Genomic DNA, 14,331 nt, shown 5'->3' on the forward strand with positions numbered 1-14,331 from the left:
TTGTTATTTGTTTCTAGGGTTATTTTTTAGCCATTTGTCCAACCAGCGAAAGAAAATGCGTTGCCATAATACACCATTCTGAGGTTTCAGCACCCAGTGGTTCTCATCGGGAAAAATGAGTAGTTCAGCGGGCACTCCTCTGAGTTTGGCAGCATTGAAAGCTGCCATTCCCTGTGAAGCGAGGATGCGGTAATCCTTTTCACCATGGATACAAAGGATAGGTGTATCCCATTTATCGACGAAGAGGTGTGGCGAGTTGGCATAGCTGCGCTGTACGGCAGGGTTCTGCTTATCCCAATATGGACCGCCTAAGTCCCAGTTGGTAAACCACAGTTCTTCGGTTTCTAAGTATTGTTGTTCCATGTTGAAGAATCCATCGTGGGAGATAAAAGCCTTGAAACGTTTGTTGTGGTGTCCGGCGAGCCAGTATACCGAGTATCCTCCAAAGCTGGCTCCCACGCAACCTAGGCGTTCCTTGTCAACGTAGGGTTCCTGGGCAATATCGTCTATTGCGCTCAAGTAATCATCCATGCAATGTCCGCCATAGTTAGTACTGATTTCCTCCAACCATTCCATGCCGAATCCAGGCAATCCGCGACGGTTGGGAGCGATGACTATGTAACCATTGGCAGCCATGATTTGCAGGTTCCAGCGATAGCTCCAGAACTGACTGACGGGGCTTTGCGGTCCTCCTTCACAGAAGAGTAGGGTGGGGTATTTCTTGCTCGGGTCAAAGTCTGTGGGATAAACTACCCACGAGAGCATGTCCTTGCCGTCTACGGTTTTGGTCCAACGGGGTTCTACCTTTCCTTTCTTCAATTGGCCGAAGATATGGTCGTTTTCCGTCGTGATGCGAGTCACCTTGTGTTTTTCTTTCAGGTCGACAGTAAAAAGCTCGTCAGCTTCGCTCAGCGAATGGCGCATGGTAAGCAGTTGCTTATCATTCAACATGCTGACCGATGTATAATCGTACATTCCTTCAGTGAGTTGTTTCACCTCTCCCTTCAGGTTGGTACTATGAATCATGCTGGTAGCGTGCCATACGCCTGTAAAGTATAAGGTCTCACTGTCTGGAGCCCAGCAGTAGCTATCCACGCCTGATTGGAATGTTTCCGTCACGTAGATTTTCTCTCCACTGTCCAGATTCATTACGCACAGGCGGTTACGATCGCTTTCGTAGCCATCTCGTTCCATACTTTGCCAGGCAATGTGCTTACCGTCTGGCGAAAATTGTGGGTTGGTATCATAGCCCAAGTTCTTATCGATGGCATCTTCTTTGCAGAGGTTGCGAGTCTGTTTGGTATTAATGTCGTAAAGGTAGATGTCCGAGTCGGTCGATACGGCATACTCTTTACCGTTTTTTTTGCGGCAAGTATAGGCTATTTGCTTGCCATCGTTGCTCCATGCCAGTTGTTCGATGCCTCCGAAAGGCTTCATCGGTGATTCATAAGGCTCTCCAGCTAAGATATCGGTAGCATCGCCCACTTGATTGCCGTCAAAAGATGCAATGAAAGGGTGTGGGATTGTTTCCACCCATTCGTCCCAGTGCTTGTACATTAAGTCATCTATCACCCGTCCGCTCGCCTTGTCAAGGTCAGGATATAGGTCGGAGGTGCGTTCGCCGTATTTTACTTGAGCAATAAAAAGTACCTTGTTTTCGTCGGGTGAGAACTGGAAGCCTTCAATATCGCTTGGGTGTGCCGAGAGTTGCTTGCGTCCGCTGCCATCAGGATTCATTTCCCAAAGCTGGCTGCTTCCACTTTCCGATGTGAGGAAAGCGATTTTGGTACCGTTTTTTATCCAGGTAGGGGAATTTTCACTAGTTGCAGAGGTGGTGAGCATAGTGTTTCCCGTACCGTCAGCGTTCATCACATAGATGACCGTGTGACTAGCGTTTTCCTTTACGCTGTAATATGATACGGTGTAGGCAATCCGTTTTCCATCGGGCGACACATTGGTGCTACCGATACGACCCATTGCCCAAAGGGCTTCGGGGGTTAACCGGCCGTCTTTGATGGTTATCTCCTGTTTGCCGATAAAAGGTTTATCTGTTTGCACGCCGGCGTACGTCTGTCCACTTGCAGCAAGCATCACGGCGGCAGTCATAGTCATTAAACTTGTTTTCATTTATTTTTAATGTTAAATTTAGGTTGTTCAATTATTTCACCATAGAAAGACAGGGAAGCATAGTCTGTTTTCAATAGCTCTTCTGTATTTGGTAGTGAATGTGCAGTTCACTTTCCGGTAAAATAGGCCGGATAGTTGTCGAACAAGCAGTTCAGCTGGTTGCCTCCCATCTGGATGTTATCCATGTACGAATAACCGTTCCGGTAGTCAATTCGGATGCTGGTGTATGAAACATTCCACCAGTCCCATCCGAAATGCATCGTTGACTCGTTTTGGTTCCCATACCGGTCTTCTTGATAGAGGTAGTCCGTACCTGTATTATCGGGGTAGAAGCGAAGTTCCTGATAATAATACGTGTCATACTCATCGTACCATTCTTCCACCCATGTCCTGCTGCATAGATAATCGGTACATTCGCGGTAACTGTTCGTGCCATTTCCAAATTCGATTCCTATTCCTGCGTATTCACATGAAGCTAATGTGAGCACCATTGCCGTCAGGAAAAATATGCGGTAAAGTTTGTGTGTCTGGGTTTTCATGTCATCCTCCTTTTCTTGTTGTTGGTTTCTATGTGCAAAGATAAACTTGACACTCGGTACTTCCAACTTATTTTTCCTAAATCGGACAAGGGAGATTCCTATTCATGATAGGGATTTCCCTCTTTCCAATAAGCTTTTCGTGTTTAACTTAGACAAATGCTTGTTTGCTTTTGGCACTGACAAGCTCTATGTCTAATCGGATTATTTCCGTACGATGGAACGACTTTTGGGCATATTCGATGCCTTGCATCTTATTATCTGGACAATACTTGCTAAGTAAGAGCGAGAGCGCCGACATGCGTTCCGCCTCATGTAAGCTGCGGTGAGCAGTACATTGCACAATCACGCTTTCATAGGCAGTAGTGAACTGCGCTGGCTTTACTTGCGTACGTCCTATTACGCAGAAGGACACTTGTGGGCAGGCATCAATACACAATAGCTTGTGTCCAGTAGGGGCGCAATGGATATAGATGGAATTGCCGCGGTCCCACACGTAACTAAGGGGGATTCCGTACGCACCGTTCCCGTCCTCGCTGCGCATAGACAGCACGCCATATTCGCCTTCCCGCAAGATTTCAAAGGCGCGTTCTTGTTCCAGTGTCCGGTCTTGCCGACGGATGGTTGAATTGTCAAATCTCATAAGACTAGTTTTTATTTGAAGTCAGAAGCAGAAGGAATTGGTCACTCCTTTAACTTTTTTAATATCCTTAATTTTTTCGTTAACTATTGGCTATCTCATAAATTTCCCGTGTTGCCTGGCGGTCTAAGGGAACGTAGTTACCTACTCGTTCACCCTTATTGGCATGCAGATGTTTTACCAGTTTGTCAATGTCTGGGTGTTCGATGCCAAGTTCCCGGAACGTTGTAGGCATGCCGATTTCACATAAGAAGGCTTTCAGGCGTGTGATACCTTCTTGTGCCACTGCTTTTTGGTCTTCACTAACCGGCACATCCCATACGCGTTCAGCATATTGCGCTACTTTGCCAACATTATGGTTAATCATGTAAGTGAGCCATGCAGGGAAAATTACGGCAAGACCCGCTCCGTGAGTCACATCGTAGAGAGCACTTACTTCGTGTTCCATGAAGTGAGAGGCCCAGTCTTCTTCACAGCCTGTACCACAAATGCCATTATGGGCTATGGTACCTGCCCACATGATGTTGGCACGGGCTTCGTAATTATACGGGTCGGCTATTATTTTCCGTGCTTCCTCGATAATGGCTTTCAAGATGCCTTCGCACAGGCGGTCGGTTACTTCCGTACCAGGAGTATTTGTAAAATAACGCTCCATGATATGCGCCATCATGTCGGTGATGCCACTTGCTGTCTGCCAAGCAGGTAGGGTATAAGTTAATTCTGGATTCATTATGGCAAATTGTGGACGTAACACTTCAGGAGTGCGTAAGCTTAGTTTTTTTAGTCCGTCCACTTTCGTGATGACCGAATTGCCTGACCCTTCGCTACCTGCCGCAGGGATGGTGAGCACCACACCCACAGGCAGCGCTATGTGGGGCACACTCTTACCGGTGAAGAAATCCCAAAAATCACCTTCATAAGGGATGCCGGCAGCAATCGCTTTAGCCGTGTCAATAACAGAACCTCCGCCTATAGGTAAGAGAAAATCTACTTGGTTACGTCTTCCTAGCTCAATGCCTTCGTACACTTTCAAATCAGTAGGATTAGGTTGCACATCTGCTAGTTCGGTGTAGACAATGCCTATTTCTTCTAACGATTTTTTTACGCGATTCAATAAACCATTTTTTCGGACAGAACTTTTTCCATATACTATCAATACATTTGTCCCGTGAAATTTTTTCACTAACGTTCCCGTCTGTAGTTCAGTATCTTTACCGAAAACAAACTCTGTGGGACTGTAAAACATAAAATTATTCATACTTTTAATTTGGTTAAATTGATTTTAGTAGATTACAAAATCAAATTTGATTCGGTTTATTTCTTTTGTTTTTCCATGTTTAGGAACAATGAGTTCTGCAGACAAAGGTAGATAATATTCTCGATAAATCGCATACTTTTACTGACTATTATAAAATTGGATAAACGTCCAATATTAGTATAATCGCGATTATGTTTAATTCATAATAATATTTCCACCACTTTCAATCATTTGTTTTTATCGAATTGATAAACATAAAAAGAATGTTAATAGGTATTCTAATTTTTTCAATTCCCAAATTCTTTCAGATTTGCTGCTTTACTTTGCAATAGAAAAATTAAACGGAATGAAATTATTAACCATTAAAAATGTAAGCCTTATGAAAAAGTGGATGTTTTTATTAGTATGTATGTTTTCGATGCAAGTAGCTATGGCAGACAATGATAAGCCTATTACTTTTGAACAGCTGCCGGCGGCTGCACAAACTTTTATTAAGCAACATTTTGCTGATGCGAAAGTTGCTTTTGTCAAAATGGAAAAAGAATTTCTTGATTCGTCCTACGATGTTATATTCATCAATGGTGATAAGGTTGAATTCGATAAAAAAGGTAATTGGAAAGATGTGAGTTGCCGGCGGATGACGGTTCCACAAGCCATAGTGCCAACCAAAGTACAAGAATTCGTAAAAAGCAATTATCCCGATGCCAATGTAATAAAGATTGAGAAAGACCGTTATGAATACGAAGTAAGACTCTCCAATTTTTGGGAATTGACTTTTGACCTTAATGGAAATCTCATCGATATGGATAATGATAATGACTAAGTAACCTAACAATGAACAATTGACAATTAGCTGGTAGCACCATAATTGTCAATTGTTCATTTATTAATTCTATTTTTTGCTCCTCTCCTATTGAATTTATTATTGGCTTTTAGTGGTTTAAGCCATAAATAGGATGAATAATTGTGCAGTTAAAATTCGCAAGAACATAACTAATGGATATACTGTAGAGTAACCTACCGCTGGTGCGTCATTACCTGACACTTGATTAGAATATGCCAGTGCTGGTGGATCAGTTGTACTACCAGCTATCAAACCTATCAGGGTATAATAATTGATTTTATAGTATAACCGTGCTATTAAGCCGATAATCATTAAAGGAAGTAATGTAATAAGAAAACCGACTCCTACATATAGCAAACCATCACCTTCGACAACAGTTTGCACGAAGTTTTCACCAGCCTTGACGCCCACACTTGCCAAGAACAAAACCAATCCGACTTCACGCAGCATCAGATTTGCACTCATTGTAGTATAAGTCACTAAATGAACTTTATATCCGAAACGTCCAATCAGAATAGAAATGATTAATGGACCACCTGCTAAGCCTAGCTTTACAGGTGTAGGGATACCTGGAATAGCAAATGGCAGGCTGCCAAAAATAATACCACAAAGAATCCCCACAAAAATAGTCACAATATTGGGGTGGTCCAAACGTTTCAACTGGTTACCTAACATTCCAGCCACACGTTCAATGGCATCTTGCGGTCCTACTACCATTACACGGTCACCGACCTGCAATGTTAAACTTCGGGCTGCAAAAAGGTCCATACCCGAACGATTGACACGAGTCACATTCACACCATACATGCTACTGAAATGTAGTTCACCCACAGTTTTCCCGTTAATAGAAGGTTGTGTCACCAAAATACGGCGCGATACCATCGGTTTGTTTTCTGTATTCTGATGTTCCCAGTCCACTTCAATTTTTGAACCGATAAAGGCCTCTATTGCCTCTGCGTCATCTTCGGCACATACGATGTTCATTTCATCACCTGTGTGTAGCACTGTTTTAGAATTAGGAATATTTACCTCTCCGTTTTGGAGGATACGCGAACACACTAAATTACGTGCCAAGAAATTTTGCAACTGCAAAATAGTCTTGCCATTTAAAGCCGGATTTTCCACCCTTAGCTGGATTCGATAAGGTTTCAGATGTGGGTTGGCTTCTTCGGCTTGTTGGATAGCTTCCGATTCCTTTTCAAGATCTACCCTGCATATATAGCGGATAAGAATCATTGAAAGAATAATGCCGATTACTCCCAACGGATAAGCACATGCATATCCCATGGCAATTTCCGGACCTTCATAGTGTAACTGTTGCAACGCTTCATTGGCAGCTCCTAGCCCCGGTGTATTCGTTACTGCACCACAAAGGATACCCACAATCATCGGAACTTCAATGCGTCCTTGCAAGGCATAATAAATAATAAGGGCAACAATGATATTAAATGCAACAATGCCAGTAGCAAGTAGGTTCAGTCTAATTCCTCCCTCCTTAAATGAGGAGAAAAATGAAGGACCTACCTGCAGACCAATGCAGAAGACAAACAATATTAACCCAAAGTCTTGCAGGAAAGAAAGGATGGCAGGATTCCCCGTAAAGCCGAAATGCCCTGCCAAGATTCCAACGAACAAGACAAAAGTAACTCCCAGCGAGATGCCGAAAATTTTAATTTTCCCTAAGAGTACTCCGCCTGAAATTACAAAGGCATAAAGCGCAACAATGTGCGCTATGGAGTTGGGATTCGTCAATAAATCTTGTAGCCAATTCATAATATTATCTCTTTAAGTTACGCAAATGTAACCAAATCAAATAATATGTCAAAGCTTTTGCTCTAAAAAAAAGAAATAAAATTAGAGAATGTATAGTAATATAGCATTGTAAATACATTTCTAATGCACAGAAATTGTTTGTCTGTGATTCACTGATGTTCCTCTGTAAATTCTGTTTTCAATAAAATGAAAAAGCTCCGATTCTTAATAGAACAGAGCTTTTTTATTTTATTGAAAAACAATTCTTAGAAGCTGTTTTGAATTTATCGTGCGATGATTTGGGATGAGTTTTTGAGGCATTTTCGCTTCTGTGATGAGGAAGATAGCGGGCTATCTGACGAAGAACAGGAGCGGAAAGGACCAAAAAATTGCCCAAAGCACACACGAAAACGGATACATCAAGCCAAGAAAAACTTTTTGGAGAAATTCAAAACAGCTTCTTAATGTTTTTTATTCATTCGTCCTTCACGTTCCTTCTGCAGGCGTTCCTGCTCTTTCTGCAAGGCTTCCAGCTTCGCCATCAGTCCGCTTTGCTTGCGTTCGGAAGGCGCTTTCTTATTGGCTTCCAGTTGTGCCAGCAACTTCTTTTCATCGGTCATACGCCGCATGATCCACATCGTAAGAATACCTATTAACCCAGAGATAAAGTAATAATAACTCAATCCCGAAGCATATTCATTGAAAATAAAAAAGAACATTACCGGCATGATATACATCATCCATTTCATAGCTGCCATCTGTGGGTTGGCACCTGTGTCTTGCTGTTTCATCATGATAATCTGGTTGATTACCGTAGTGGCACTGAAAAGCAGGCAGAACAGGCTGAGATGATTTCCCAGCAACGGGATGCTGGTGCTCCAGTGAATCAAATCATCATACGATGAAAGATCGCTGGCCCACAGAAAACTCTGCTGACGCAACTCGATAGCATTGGGTACGAAAAAGAATAGCGCCATGAACACTGGTGTCTGTATCAGCATCGGCAAGCACCCTCCCATCGGACTTACGCCGTACTGGCTGTAAAGCGACATGGTTTCCTGTTGTTTCTTGAGCGCATCTTCCTGCTTGGGATATTTCTCGTTGATTTTATCTACATAAGGCTTCAGGGCACGCATCTTAGCCGAAGATATAAACGATTTCCACGTAGTGGGCAGTACCAATATCTTCACGATGATAGTCATCAGCAGGATAACGACACCCATGCTCAGTCCCAGTCCCGACAACCAGTCGAAGAGGTTGATGGTGAACCAGCGGTTAATGAGCCGTATAATGGGCCAACCCAAGTAAACCAGGTCTTCCAGTTCCTGATCTTTATCTTTGAAGCTCAGGTCATTGCTGGCCAGCAATGTCTTGAAATGGTTGGGGCCAAAGTAGAACTGGAAGTGGCTGGGCTGTGCACCGGTAGGATCGAAAGCTGTTTGCATGCCGGCATGATAATTTTTCATATAGCCGCTACTTTTTTCTTCCATCTTCGAGTCAAGAGTAGCATTTTCGAAGTTCTTCTCAGCCATAAACACACACGAGAAGTATTGGTTCTTAAACGCTACCCAATCAAGCGGTTCGGTTATACTTGCCTGCTCATCCTTGGTCTCGCTTAAGTAGTCGAAGCTATCCCCCACCGGCTTGTAGGTTAGCGAGGTATATCGCTGCTCGAAGTTGTATCCTTTCTCCATCTGGCGTGCACGTTGCTTCCAGTCGATAGTCATAGTCTTTACCGCAGGCGAAAAAAAGTTCTGCAAACCGCTGGCCTGCACGGTAAAGTCGAGCATGTACGAGTCTGGCAACAGGCGGTACTTGAAGTCCAAATGTCCACCATTCGCCGCGTTCAAGCGCATTGTTACGGTGCTATCGGTTACATCCGTGGTTTCAAAATACAGATTGCTGCTCAATATGTTCTCGTTCTTTCCTTCGAAACCGATGTTGAGCGAGGCATCATCGCCATCGAACAATACCAGCGGTTGCTTTTGCTGGTCATTGTATTCTTTCAGCATCGCCTTGCTTACTCGTCCTCCCTTGTTGGAAAGCGTGATTTGCACGACGTTGTTTTCGAGGGTAGTGAACTGTTCGGTGCCTTGGGTATGGGCGAAGAATTGCGAAGTGGAGTCTGCCTGAAGCACTTGTGCAGCTTCAGCCTGCTTGGCTTTCAGCATTTGTTCTTCCTGCTGTTGCACTACAGTCTCGATGGAGTCCTGGTAGTGCTGTGCACGCTCCATCTCTTCCTGGCTAGGGCGGCTGTAGATGCTGAATCCGATGACAACTGCGCCAATCAGGATGGCTCCCACTAACGTGTTTTTATCCATTTGCTTTTAAATTTATAAGTTATTCTTTTCTGTTTCCACAAGAGGGCACAGGATATACCAGAAGATTTTTTTAGTTAAATACTCTGCATATCCCTGTGTTCTCTGTGCGAATCTTTTTACTTGCTGATTGCCGCTTTGACGAATGACAAGAACAGCGGGTGCGGCTTGAGCACGGTGCTGCTGTATTCGGGGTGGAACTGGGTACCAATGAACCAGCGCAAGGTAGGAATTTCGATGATTTCCACCAAATCTGATTCTGGATTAATGCCCACGCACTTCATTCCTGCTTTCTCGAATTCTTCCTTGTAGTCGTTGTTAAACTCGTAGCGGTGGCGGTGGCGCTCCTGAATGTGTTCTGTCTGATAGGCCTCGTAAACCTTCGAGCCTGGTTCGAGTACGCATTCATAGGCTCCCAGACGCATCGTGCCACCCATGTTAGTGATGGATTTCTGTTCTTCCATGATGTCGATGACATTATGAGGGGTCTGCTCATCCATTTCACGGCTGTTGGCATCGGCATAGCCCAATACGTTACGGGCAAATTCGATGGCCATGCACTGCATGCCCAGGCAAATGCCAAAAGTGGGTATATCATGGGTACGGCAATACTTGATAGCTACAAATTTGCCGTCAATGCCTCGCTGACCGAATCCCGGACAGATGATGACACCGTCCATGTCCTTCAGATTTTCTTCCACATTGCCTTCGTTCAGCTTCTCGCTGTTGATGAAATGAATATCTGCCTTGCGGTCGTTGTAGGTGGCAGCCTGCGAGAGGGCTTCCAAGATAGACTTATAGGCATCCTGCAAGTCGTATTTTCCCACCAGACCGATACGCACTACTTCTGTAGCATGATGACGGCGTTCCAAGAAGGCACGCCACGGACCCAGTGTCGGAGTCTCGCCAATGGGAAGGCCCATTTTCTTGAGGATGGTGACATCAAGTCCCTGCTCTTGCATGCGGAGCGGCACTTCATAAATGGTAGGCATGTCGATAGACTGTACGACAGCATTTTCATCGACATTACAGAACAAGGCCACTTTCTTCTTCAGCCCCGTACTCAATGCGTGCTCGGCACGCAATACCAGAATGTCGGGCTGGATGCCCACCGACTGCAATTCCTTGACAGAATGCTGTGTGGGTTTGGTCTTCAACTCACCGGCTGCAGCCAGATAGGGTACATAAGTAAGGTGCACGCACAAGGCGTTGCGTCCCAATTCCCATTTCAGCTGGCGGATGCTTTCCAGATAAGGGAGCGACTCAATATCGCCTACAGTTCCGCCGATTTCAGTAATTACGAAATCGAACTTGTACTTGTTGCCCAACAATTTGATGTTGCGCTTGATTTCGTCCGTGATATGGGGAATAATCTGCACCGTCTTACCCAGGTAGTCACCGCGGCGTTCCTTGTCGATAACGCTCTTGTAGATACGGCCTGTCGTGATGTTGTTCGCCTTCGTTGTCTGGATTCCCAGGAAGCGTTCGTAATGTCCTAAGTCGAGGTCAGCCTCGTGTCCGTCCACCGTGACGTAGCATTCACCGTGCTCGTATGGGTTCAGTGTTCCAGGATCGATGTTGATGTAGGGATCAAACTTTTGTATAGTCACGCTGTAGCCTCTGGCTTGCAGCAACTTACCGATAGATGATGAAATAATGCCTTTTCCCAAAGAAGAGGCAACACCACCTGTTACGAAAATGTACTTTGTTTCTGCCACAATATGTTAGTTTTAATGTTTTTGGTTTAGCACTTCTATTTCAAAGTGGCAAAATTAGTAAAAATTGCCGAATCTTGCACTATGATACTGCAAATTATCCTGCATGTAACCATAAAAACCTAATATGTGGTCCGCAAAATGCCCATAGTATAAAAGGAAGTTAGAAGGAGTTATGCTTTCGGCAGAAGTTAAAGGCCAACAGTCCTGCTATGGCTTCCATGAGCAAAAGTATTGGCTTCTAACTTCTTTTAACTCCCTGAAATAAATCCTTTTAACTCCTTATTGGGCAAAATGCGGAATTCATTTCCCAATAAACATTCTTTGCCGCATATCTGTTGTAAGAGTGCGATTCTTTTTCATTTCGGTCCTATTTTAAATAGGCACCCCTGTTCTGCAAATGGAAAAAATTGTATTTTTGCAAAAACTTTAGAAGAAACTGTTTTGAATTTATCGTGTACTGATTTGGGATGAGTTTTTGAGGCATTTCCGCTTGTGTGATGAGGAAGATAGCGGGCTATCTGACGAAGAACAGGAGCGGAAAGAACCAAAAAATCGCCCAAAGCACACACGAAAACGGAAACATCAAGACGAGAAAAACTTTTTGGAGAAATTCAAAATAGTTTCTTAATATGAATGTCCGTAATTAGCCAATACGGTCGGGTTGAAAACGCAGTAGTACTGCATTCGCCGATGAAGTATATATCCGTAGGCGGATGAAGTTATATTCAATCGCGGATGCAGTATATATTCATTTTTCAAGGGTATGTATTGACTGCTTGCGGACCATTCATCAACTTTATTGGATATCTAAACTTTCACAGAGAGAAATACAGATGTTTATATAAATATATCAAAATAAGAAAATGAAGACGATAGGCATTTTTGTGGGATTATTATTAATAAGTATGTATGGCTTTGCACAAACGGATGCAGATTCGATAAAAACAGACCGTGTGTATGCGACAGATACAACAGGTATAACAGAACTTTCGGGTGATTCAGTATCGGTTCCAGCTGTAAATCCGTTAAATGATACATTGTCTGTTTCGTTAGATACAATGGTTGCTGTAGTAAAGGAACCGGTTGTAAACCCCATAAACCGGAAAGTAAAAGCCCGTTTTTATGCACTGCTCTCCCAATATCGGAAAACCCGGCAGGAAATGTCAGAACGTTGGGATGATATCTTCATACCACATGCTCCGGCGTGGATTCGTCCGGATGCCGATTATTTCAAGCTTGCCATGCCTGCCACATATTACTCGGATGCTATTGAGCAGGCAATCTCTATCGATGGCTGGAAGCCGGAAAGTCCTTTCCCGGAAAAAAATCCGATAAAAGATTCTCTGTTCCAGATACCCCGTCTTACGCATACAGCGGATGTCGACCGTGCCATCAACCGCCAACTGTTAAACTTTTACGTACAATATCCTAATTTGGTACGTAAAAACGAAAACGACCTAAGCGGCCTGGAGCCTTTGCCGGATGAAATGATTGTCAGGAAACCACGAAAGAACAAAGTGCTTACCTTGCTGACTCCAGAATCGACATACCGGATGGGTGAAGATAATTTATTGATAATCCGGCCGAATTTTTGGACCATTTCAGGGAACGGTTATATCCAGTTTTCACAAAACTATATTTCGGACAATTGGTATAAGGGAGGAGAAAGTACTGTTTCGCTTTTGTCTGGTATGACATGGCAATTCAATTACGATGACAAGCAGAAAATCCAGTTTGAAAACAAAATCGAATGGAAACTGGGATTTATCACAGCCCCTTCGGATACCGTGCACCAGTACAAAACCAGTGAAGATATGCTCCGCCTCAGTTCGAAATTCGGCTACAAAGCAATCTGGAACTGGTATTATACGATTTCGGCAGAATTCAAGACTCAATTCTTTTCCAAATATGATACGAACTCGGACAATCTCGTTTCGGGCTTACTCTCTCCTGCCGAACTGAACATCGGTATCGGTATGGATTATAAATATGTGAAAGACAACATCTGTAACTTGTCTGTCCTGATCAATCCGTTCAACTACTCACGCTATAGTGTGACAAGCGACCGGGTAGACCCGACTAAATTCAATATCGAGGCAGGACATAAGATAGAGAATCAGTTGGGTTCGCGCCTGGAAACCACGTTGAAATGGAACCTGTTGAACAACTTGCTATGGGAGTCACGTTTTTCGTATACGACAAATTATGAAAAAGTCTTGGCAGAATGGGAAAATACGTTTACGTTTGCATTCAATAAATATTTTTCAACAAAGTTATTCGTGCACGCACGTTTCGATGATTCGGTAACGCTTGAAGCGGATGACGATAGTTATTTTCAACTTCAGGAATTGTTGAGTCTAGGATTCAATTACACGTGGTGAGAAAAGAGTAGAGATTAAACTTATTTTGTCACAGAAACAGATAGGGATACCGGACCTGTAGGGTTTTGTGATGTATGTTATAAATTTAGACATAAAATTATGATTTCATTTGTTCAAATTCTTGATTTCATAGGCACATTTGCTTTCGCTATTAGCGGCATCCGTTTGGCTTCCGCCAAACGTTTTGACTGGTTTGGAGCATATATCGTGGGGTTGGCAACAGCCATCGGAGGTGGAACCCTGCGTGATGTGATGCTAAACGTGACACCCGTATGGATGACCGACCCCATCTATTTAATCTGTACGGCTTTTGCCATGTTTTTCGTTATTATTTTTGGCAAATACCTGATTCATCTAAATAACACTTTTTTCTTTTTCGACAGTATTGGACTTGCATTATTTACTGTAGTAGGATTCGGTAAGACTATTGCTTTGGGATTTCCGTTTTGGGTCGCTATTATCATGGGGAGCATAACAGGTGCGGCAGGAGGAGTAATCCGTGATGTTTTTATAAACGAGATTCCGTTGATTTTCCGAAAAGAAATTTATGCCATGGCATGTGTGATTGGAGGACTTGCATATTGGGGTTGCCTTCAATTGGGCATGGAGGATTATGTCTCGCAGATTGTAGGCGGAATGACGGTATTGATAGTCCGTATCCTAGCCGTGAAATATCAAATTACTCTTCCCATTTTGAAAGGAGACCCCACAAATCAGCAAGAGAAAGAATAGACAGACGGATTAAACGAATATATCA

At 43.5% G+C, this 14,331-nt stretch carries 12 protein-coding genes; 5 read left to right on the top strand and 7 right to left on the bottom strand.

The features are described from left to right. Positions 1-3 precede the first annotated feature (3 nt). From B5G04_RS14405 to B5G04_RS14420, 4 genes are all read right to left on the bottom strand, one after another. Positions 4-2,127 (bottom strand): S9 family peptidase, encoded by a 2,124-nt coding sequence (locus B5G04_RS14405; RefSeq protein ID WP_204247026.1) that lies wholly within the window; start codon positions 2,125-2,127, stop codon positions 4-6. Between the two features lie 107 nt (positions 2,128-2,234). Continuing rightward, positions 2,235-2,666 (bottom strand): hypothetical protein, encoded by a 432-nt coding sequence (locus B5G04_RS14410; protein ID WP_087397966.1) that lies wholly within the window; start codon positions 2,664-2,666, stop codon positions 2,235-2,237. Positions 2,667-2,814: 148 nt separating this feature from the next. Continuing rightward, positions 2,815-3,306 carry a pyridoxamine 5'-phosphate oxidase family protein gene (locus B5G04_RS14415; RefSeq protein ID WP_022040872.1) on the bottom strand — a complete coding sequence of 164 codons (492 nt, stop codon included), beginning with the start codon at positions 3,304-3,306 and terminating at the stop codon, positions 2,815-2,817. 79 nt (positions 3,307-3,385) lie between these two features. Beyond that, positions 3,386-4,561, bottom strand: a complete 1,176-nt coding sequence (locus B5G04_RS14420; protein ID WP_087209849.1) for an iron-containing alcohol dehydrogenase — start codon at positions 4,559-4,561, stop codon at positions 3,386-3,388. A gap of 379 nt (positions 4,562-4,940) precedes the next feature. Between B5G04_RS14420 and B5G04_RS14425 the strand changes: the two genes are divergently transcribed. Beyond that, positions 4,941-5,384, top strand: a complete 444-nt coding sequence (locus tag B5G04_RS14425) for a PepSY-like domain-containing protein (protein ID WP_022040874.1) — start codon at positions 4,941-4,943, stop codon at positions 5,382-5,384. Positions 5,385-5,501: 117 nt separating this feature from the next. Here B5G04_RS14425 and B5G04_RS14430 read toward each other — a convergent pair whose 3' ends face one another. Beyond that, complete coding sequence (locus B5G04_RS14430; RefSeq protein ID WP_087397845.1) at positions 5,502-7,178, bottom strand: putative transporter; 1,677 nt, start codon at positions 7,176-7,178, stop codon at positions 5,502-5,504. 273 nt (positions 7,179-7,451) lie between these two features. Between B5G04_RS14430 and B5G04_RS19945 the strand changes: the two genes are divergently transcribed. Next, positions 7,452-7,622: a hypothetical protein gene (locus B5G04_RS19945; protein ID WP_158100112.1), complete on the top strand. Its 171-nt coding sequence runs from the start codon at positions 7,452-7,454 to the stop codon at positions 7,620-7,622. Here B5G04_RS19945 and yidC read toward each other — a convergent pair. Together yidC and B5G04_RS14440 are read right to left on the bottom strand one after the other, a co-directional pair. Next, positions 7,619-9,478 carry a membrane protein insertase YidC gene (gene yidC, locus B5G04_RS14435; protein ID WP_087209855.1) on the bottom strand — a complete coding sequence of 620 codons (1,860 nt, stop codon included), beginning with the start codon at positions 9,476-9,478 and terminating at the stop codon, positions 7,619-7,621. The genes B5G04_RS19945 and yidC overlap by 4 nt on opposite strands. A gap of 116 nt (positions 9,479-9,594) precedes the next feature. Beyond that, a complete protein-coding gene (locus B5G04_RS14440; RefSeq protein WP_022040877.1) occupies positions 9,595-11,193 on the bottom strand; it encodes a CTP synthase in 1,599 nt (532 codons plus the stop codon). A gap of 475 nt (positions 11,194-11,668) precedes the next feature. Here B5G04_RS14440 and B5G04_RS19950 point away from each other — a divergent pair, with 475 nt between their 5' ends. From B5G04_RS19950 to B5G04_RS14450, 3 genes are all read left to right on the top strand, one after another. Beyond that, entirely contained in the window at positions 11,669-11,821 is a 153-nt protein-coding gene (locus B5G04_RS19950; RefSeq protein WP_158100113.1) for a hypothetical protein, read from the top strand. Between the two features lie 235 nt (positions 11,822-12,056). Next, entirely contained in the window at positions 12,057-13,574 is a 1,518-nt protein-coding gene (locus B5G04_RS14445) for a DUF3078 domain-containing protein (protein ID WP_087397847.1), read from the top strand. A 99-nt stretch (positions 13,575-13,673) separates the two neighbouring features. After that, entirely contained in the window at positions 13,674-14,306 is a 633-nt protein-coding gene (locus B5G04_RS14450) for a trimeric intracellular cation channel family protein (RefSeq protein WP_022040879.1), read from the top strand. Positions 14,307-14,331: the final 25 nt, after the last annotated feature.

It is taken from the genome of Bacteroides sp. An51A, assembly GCF_002161565.1.
Taxonomy (GTDB): domain Bacteria; phylum Bacteroidota; class Bacteroidia; order Bacteroidales; family Bacteroidaceae; genus Phocaeicola; species Phocaeicola intestinalis.

Bases quoted from the DNA above. Each gene is read 5' to 3' on its own strand.
- B5G04_RS14405 (WP_204247026.1), bottom strand. From the start codon at position 2,127: ATGAAAACAAGTTTAATGACTATGACTGCCGCCGTGATGCTTGCTGCA.
- B5G04_RS14410 (WP_087397966.1), bottom strand. From the start codon at position 2,666: ATGAAAACCCAGACACACAAACTTTACCGCATATTTTTCCTGACGGCA.
- B5G04_RS14415 (WP_022040872.1), bottom strand. From the start codon at position 3,306: ATGAGATTTGACAATTCAACCATCCGTCGGCAAGACCGGACACTGGAA.
- B5G04_RS14420 (WP_087209849.1), bottom strand. From the start codon at position 4,561: ATGAATAATTTTATGTTTTACAGTCCCACAGAGTTTGTTTTCGGTAAA.
- B5G04_RS14425 (WP_022040874.1), top strand. From the start codon at position 4,941: ATGAAAAAGTGGATGTTTTTATTAGTATGTATGTTTTCGATGCAAGTA.
- B5G04_RS14430 (WP_087397845.1), bottom strand. From the start codon at position 7,178: ATGAATTGGCTACAAGATTTATTGACGAATCCCAACTCCATAGCGCAC.
- B5G04_RS19945 (WP_158100112.1), top strand. From the start codon at position 7,452: ATGATTTGGGATGAGTTTTTGAGGCATTTTCGCTTCTGTGATGAGGAA.
- yidC (WP_087209855.1), bottom strand. From the start codon at position 9,478: ATGGATAAAAACACGTTAGTGGGAGCCATCCTGATTGGCGCAGTTGTC.
- B5G04_RS14445 (WP_087397847.1), top strand. From the start codon at position 12,057: ATGAAGACGATAGGCATTTTTGTGGGATTATTATTAATAAGTATGTAT.
- B5G04_RS14450 (WP_022040879.1), top strand. From the start codon at position 13,674: ATGATTTCATTTGTTCAAATTCTTGATTTCATAGGCACATTTGCTTTC.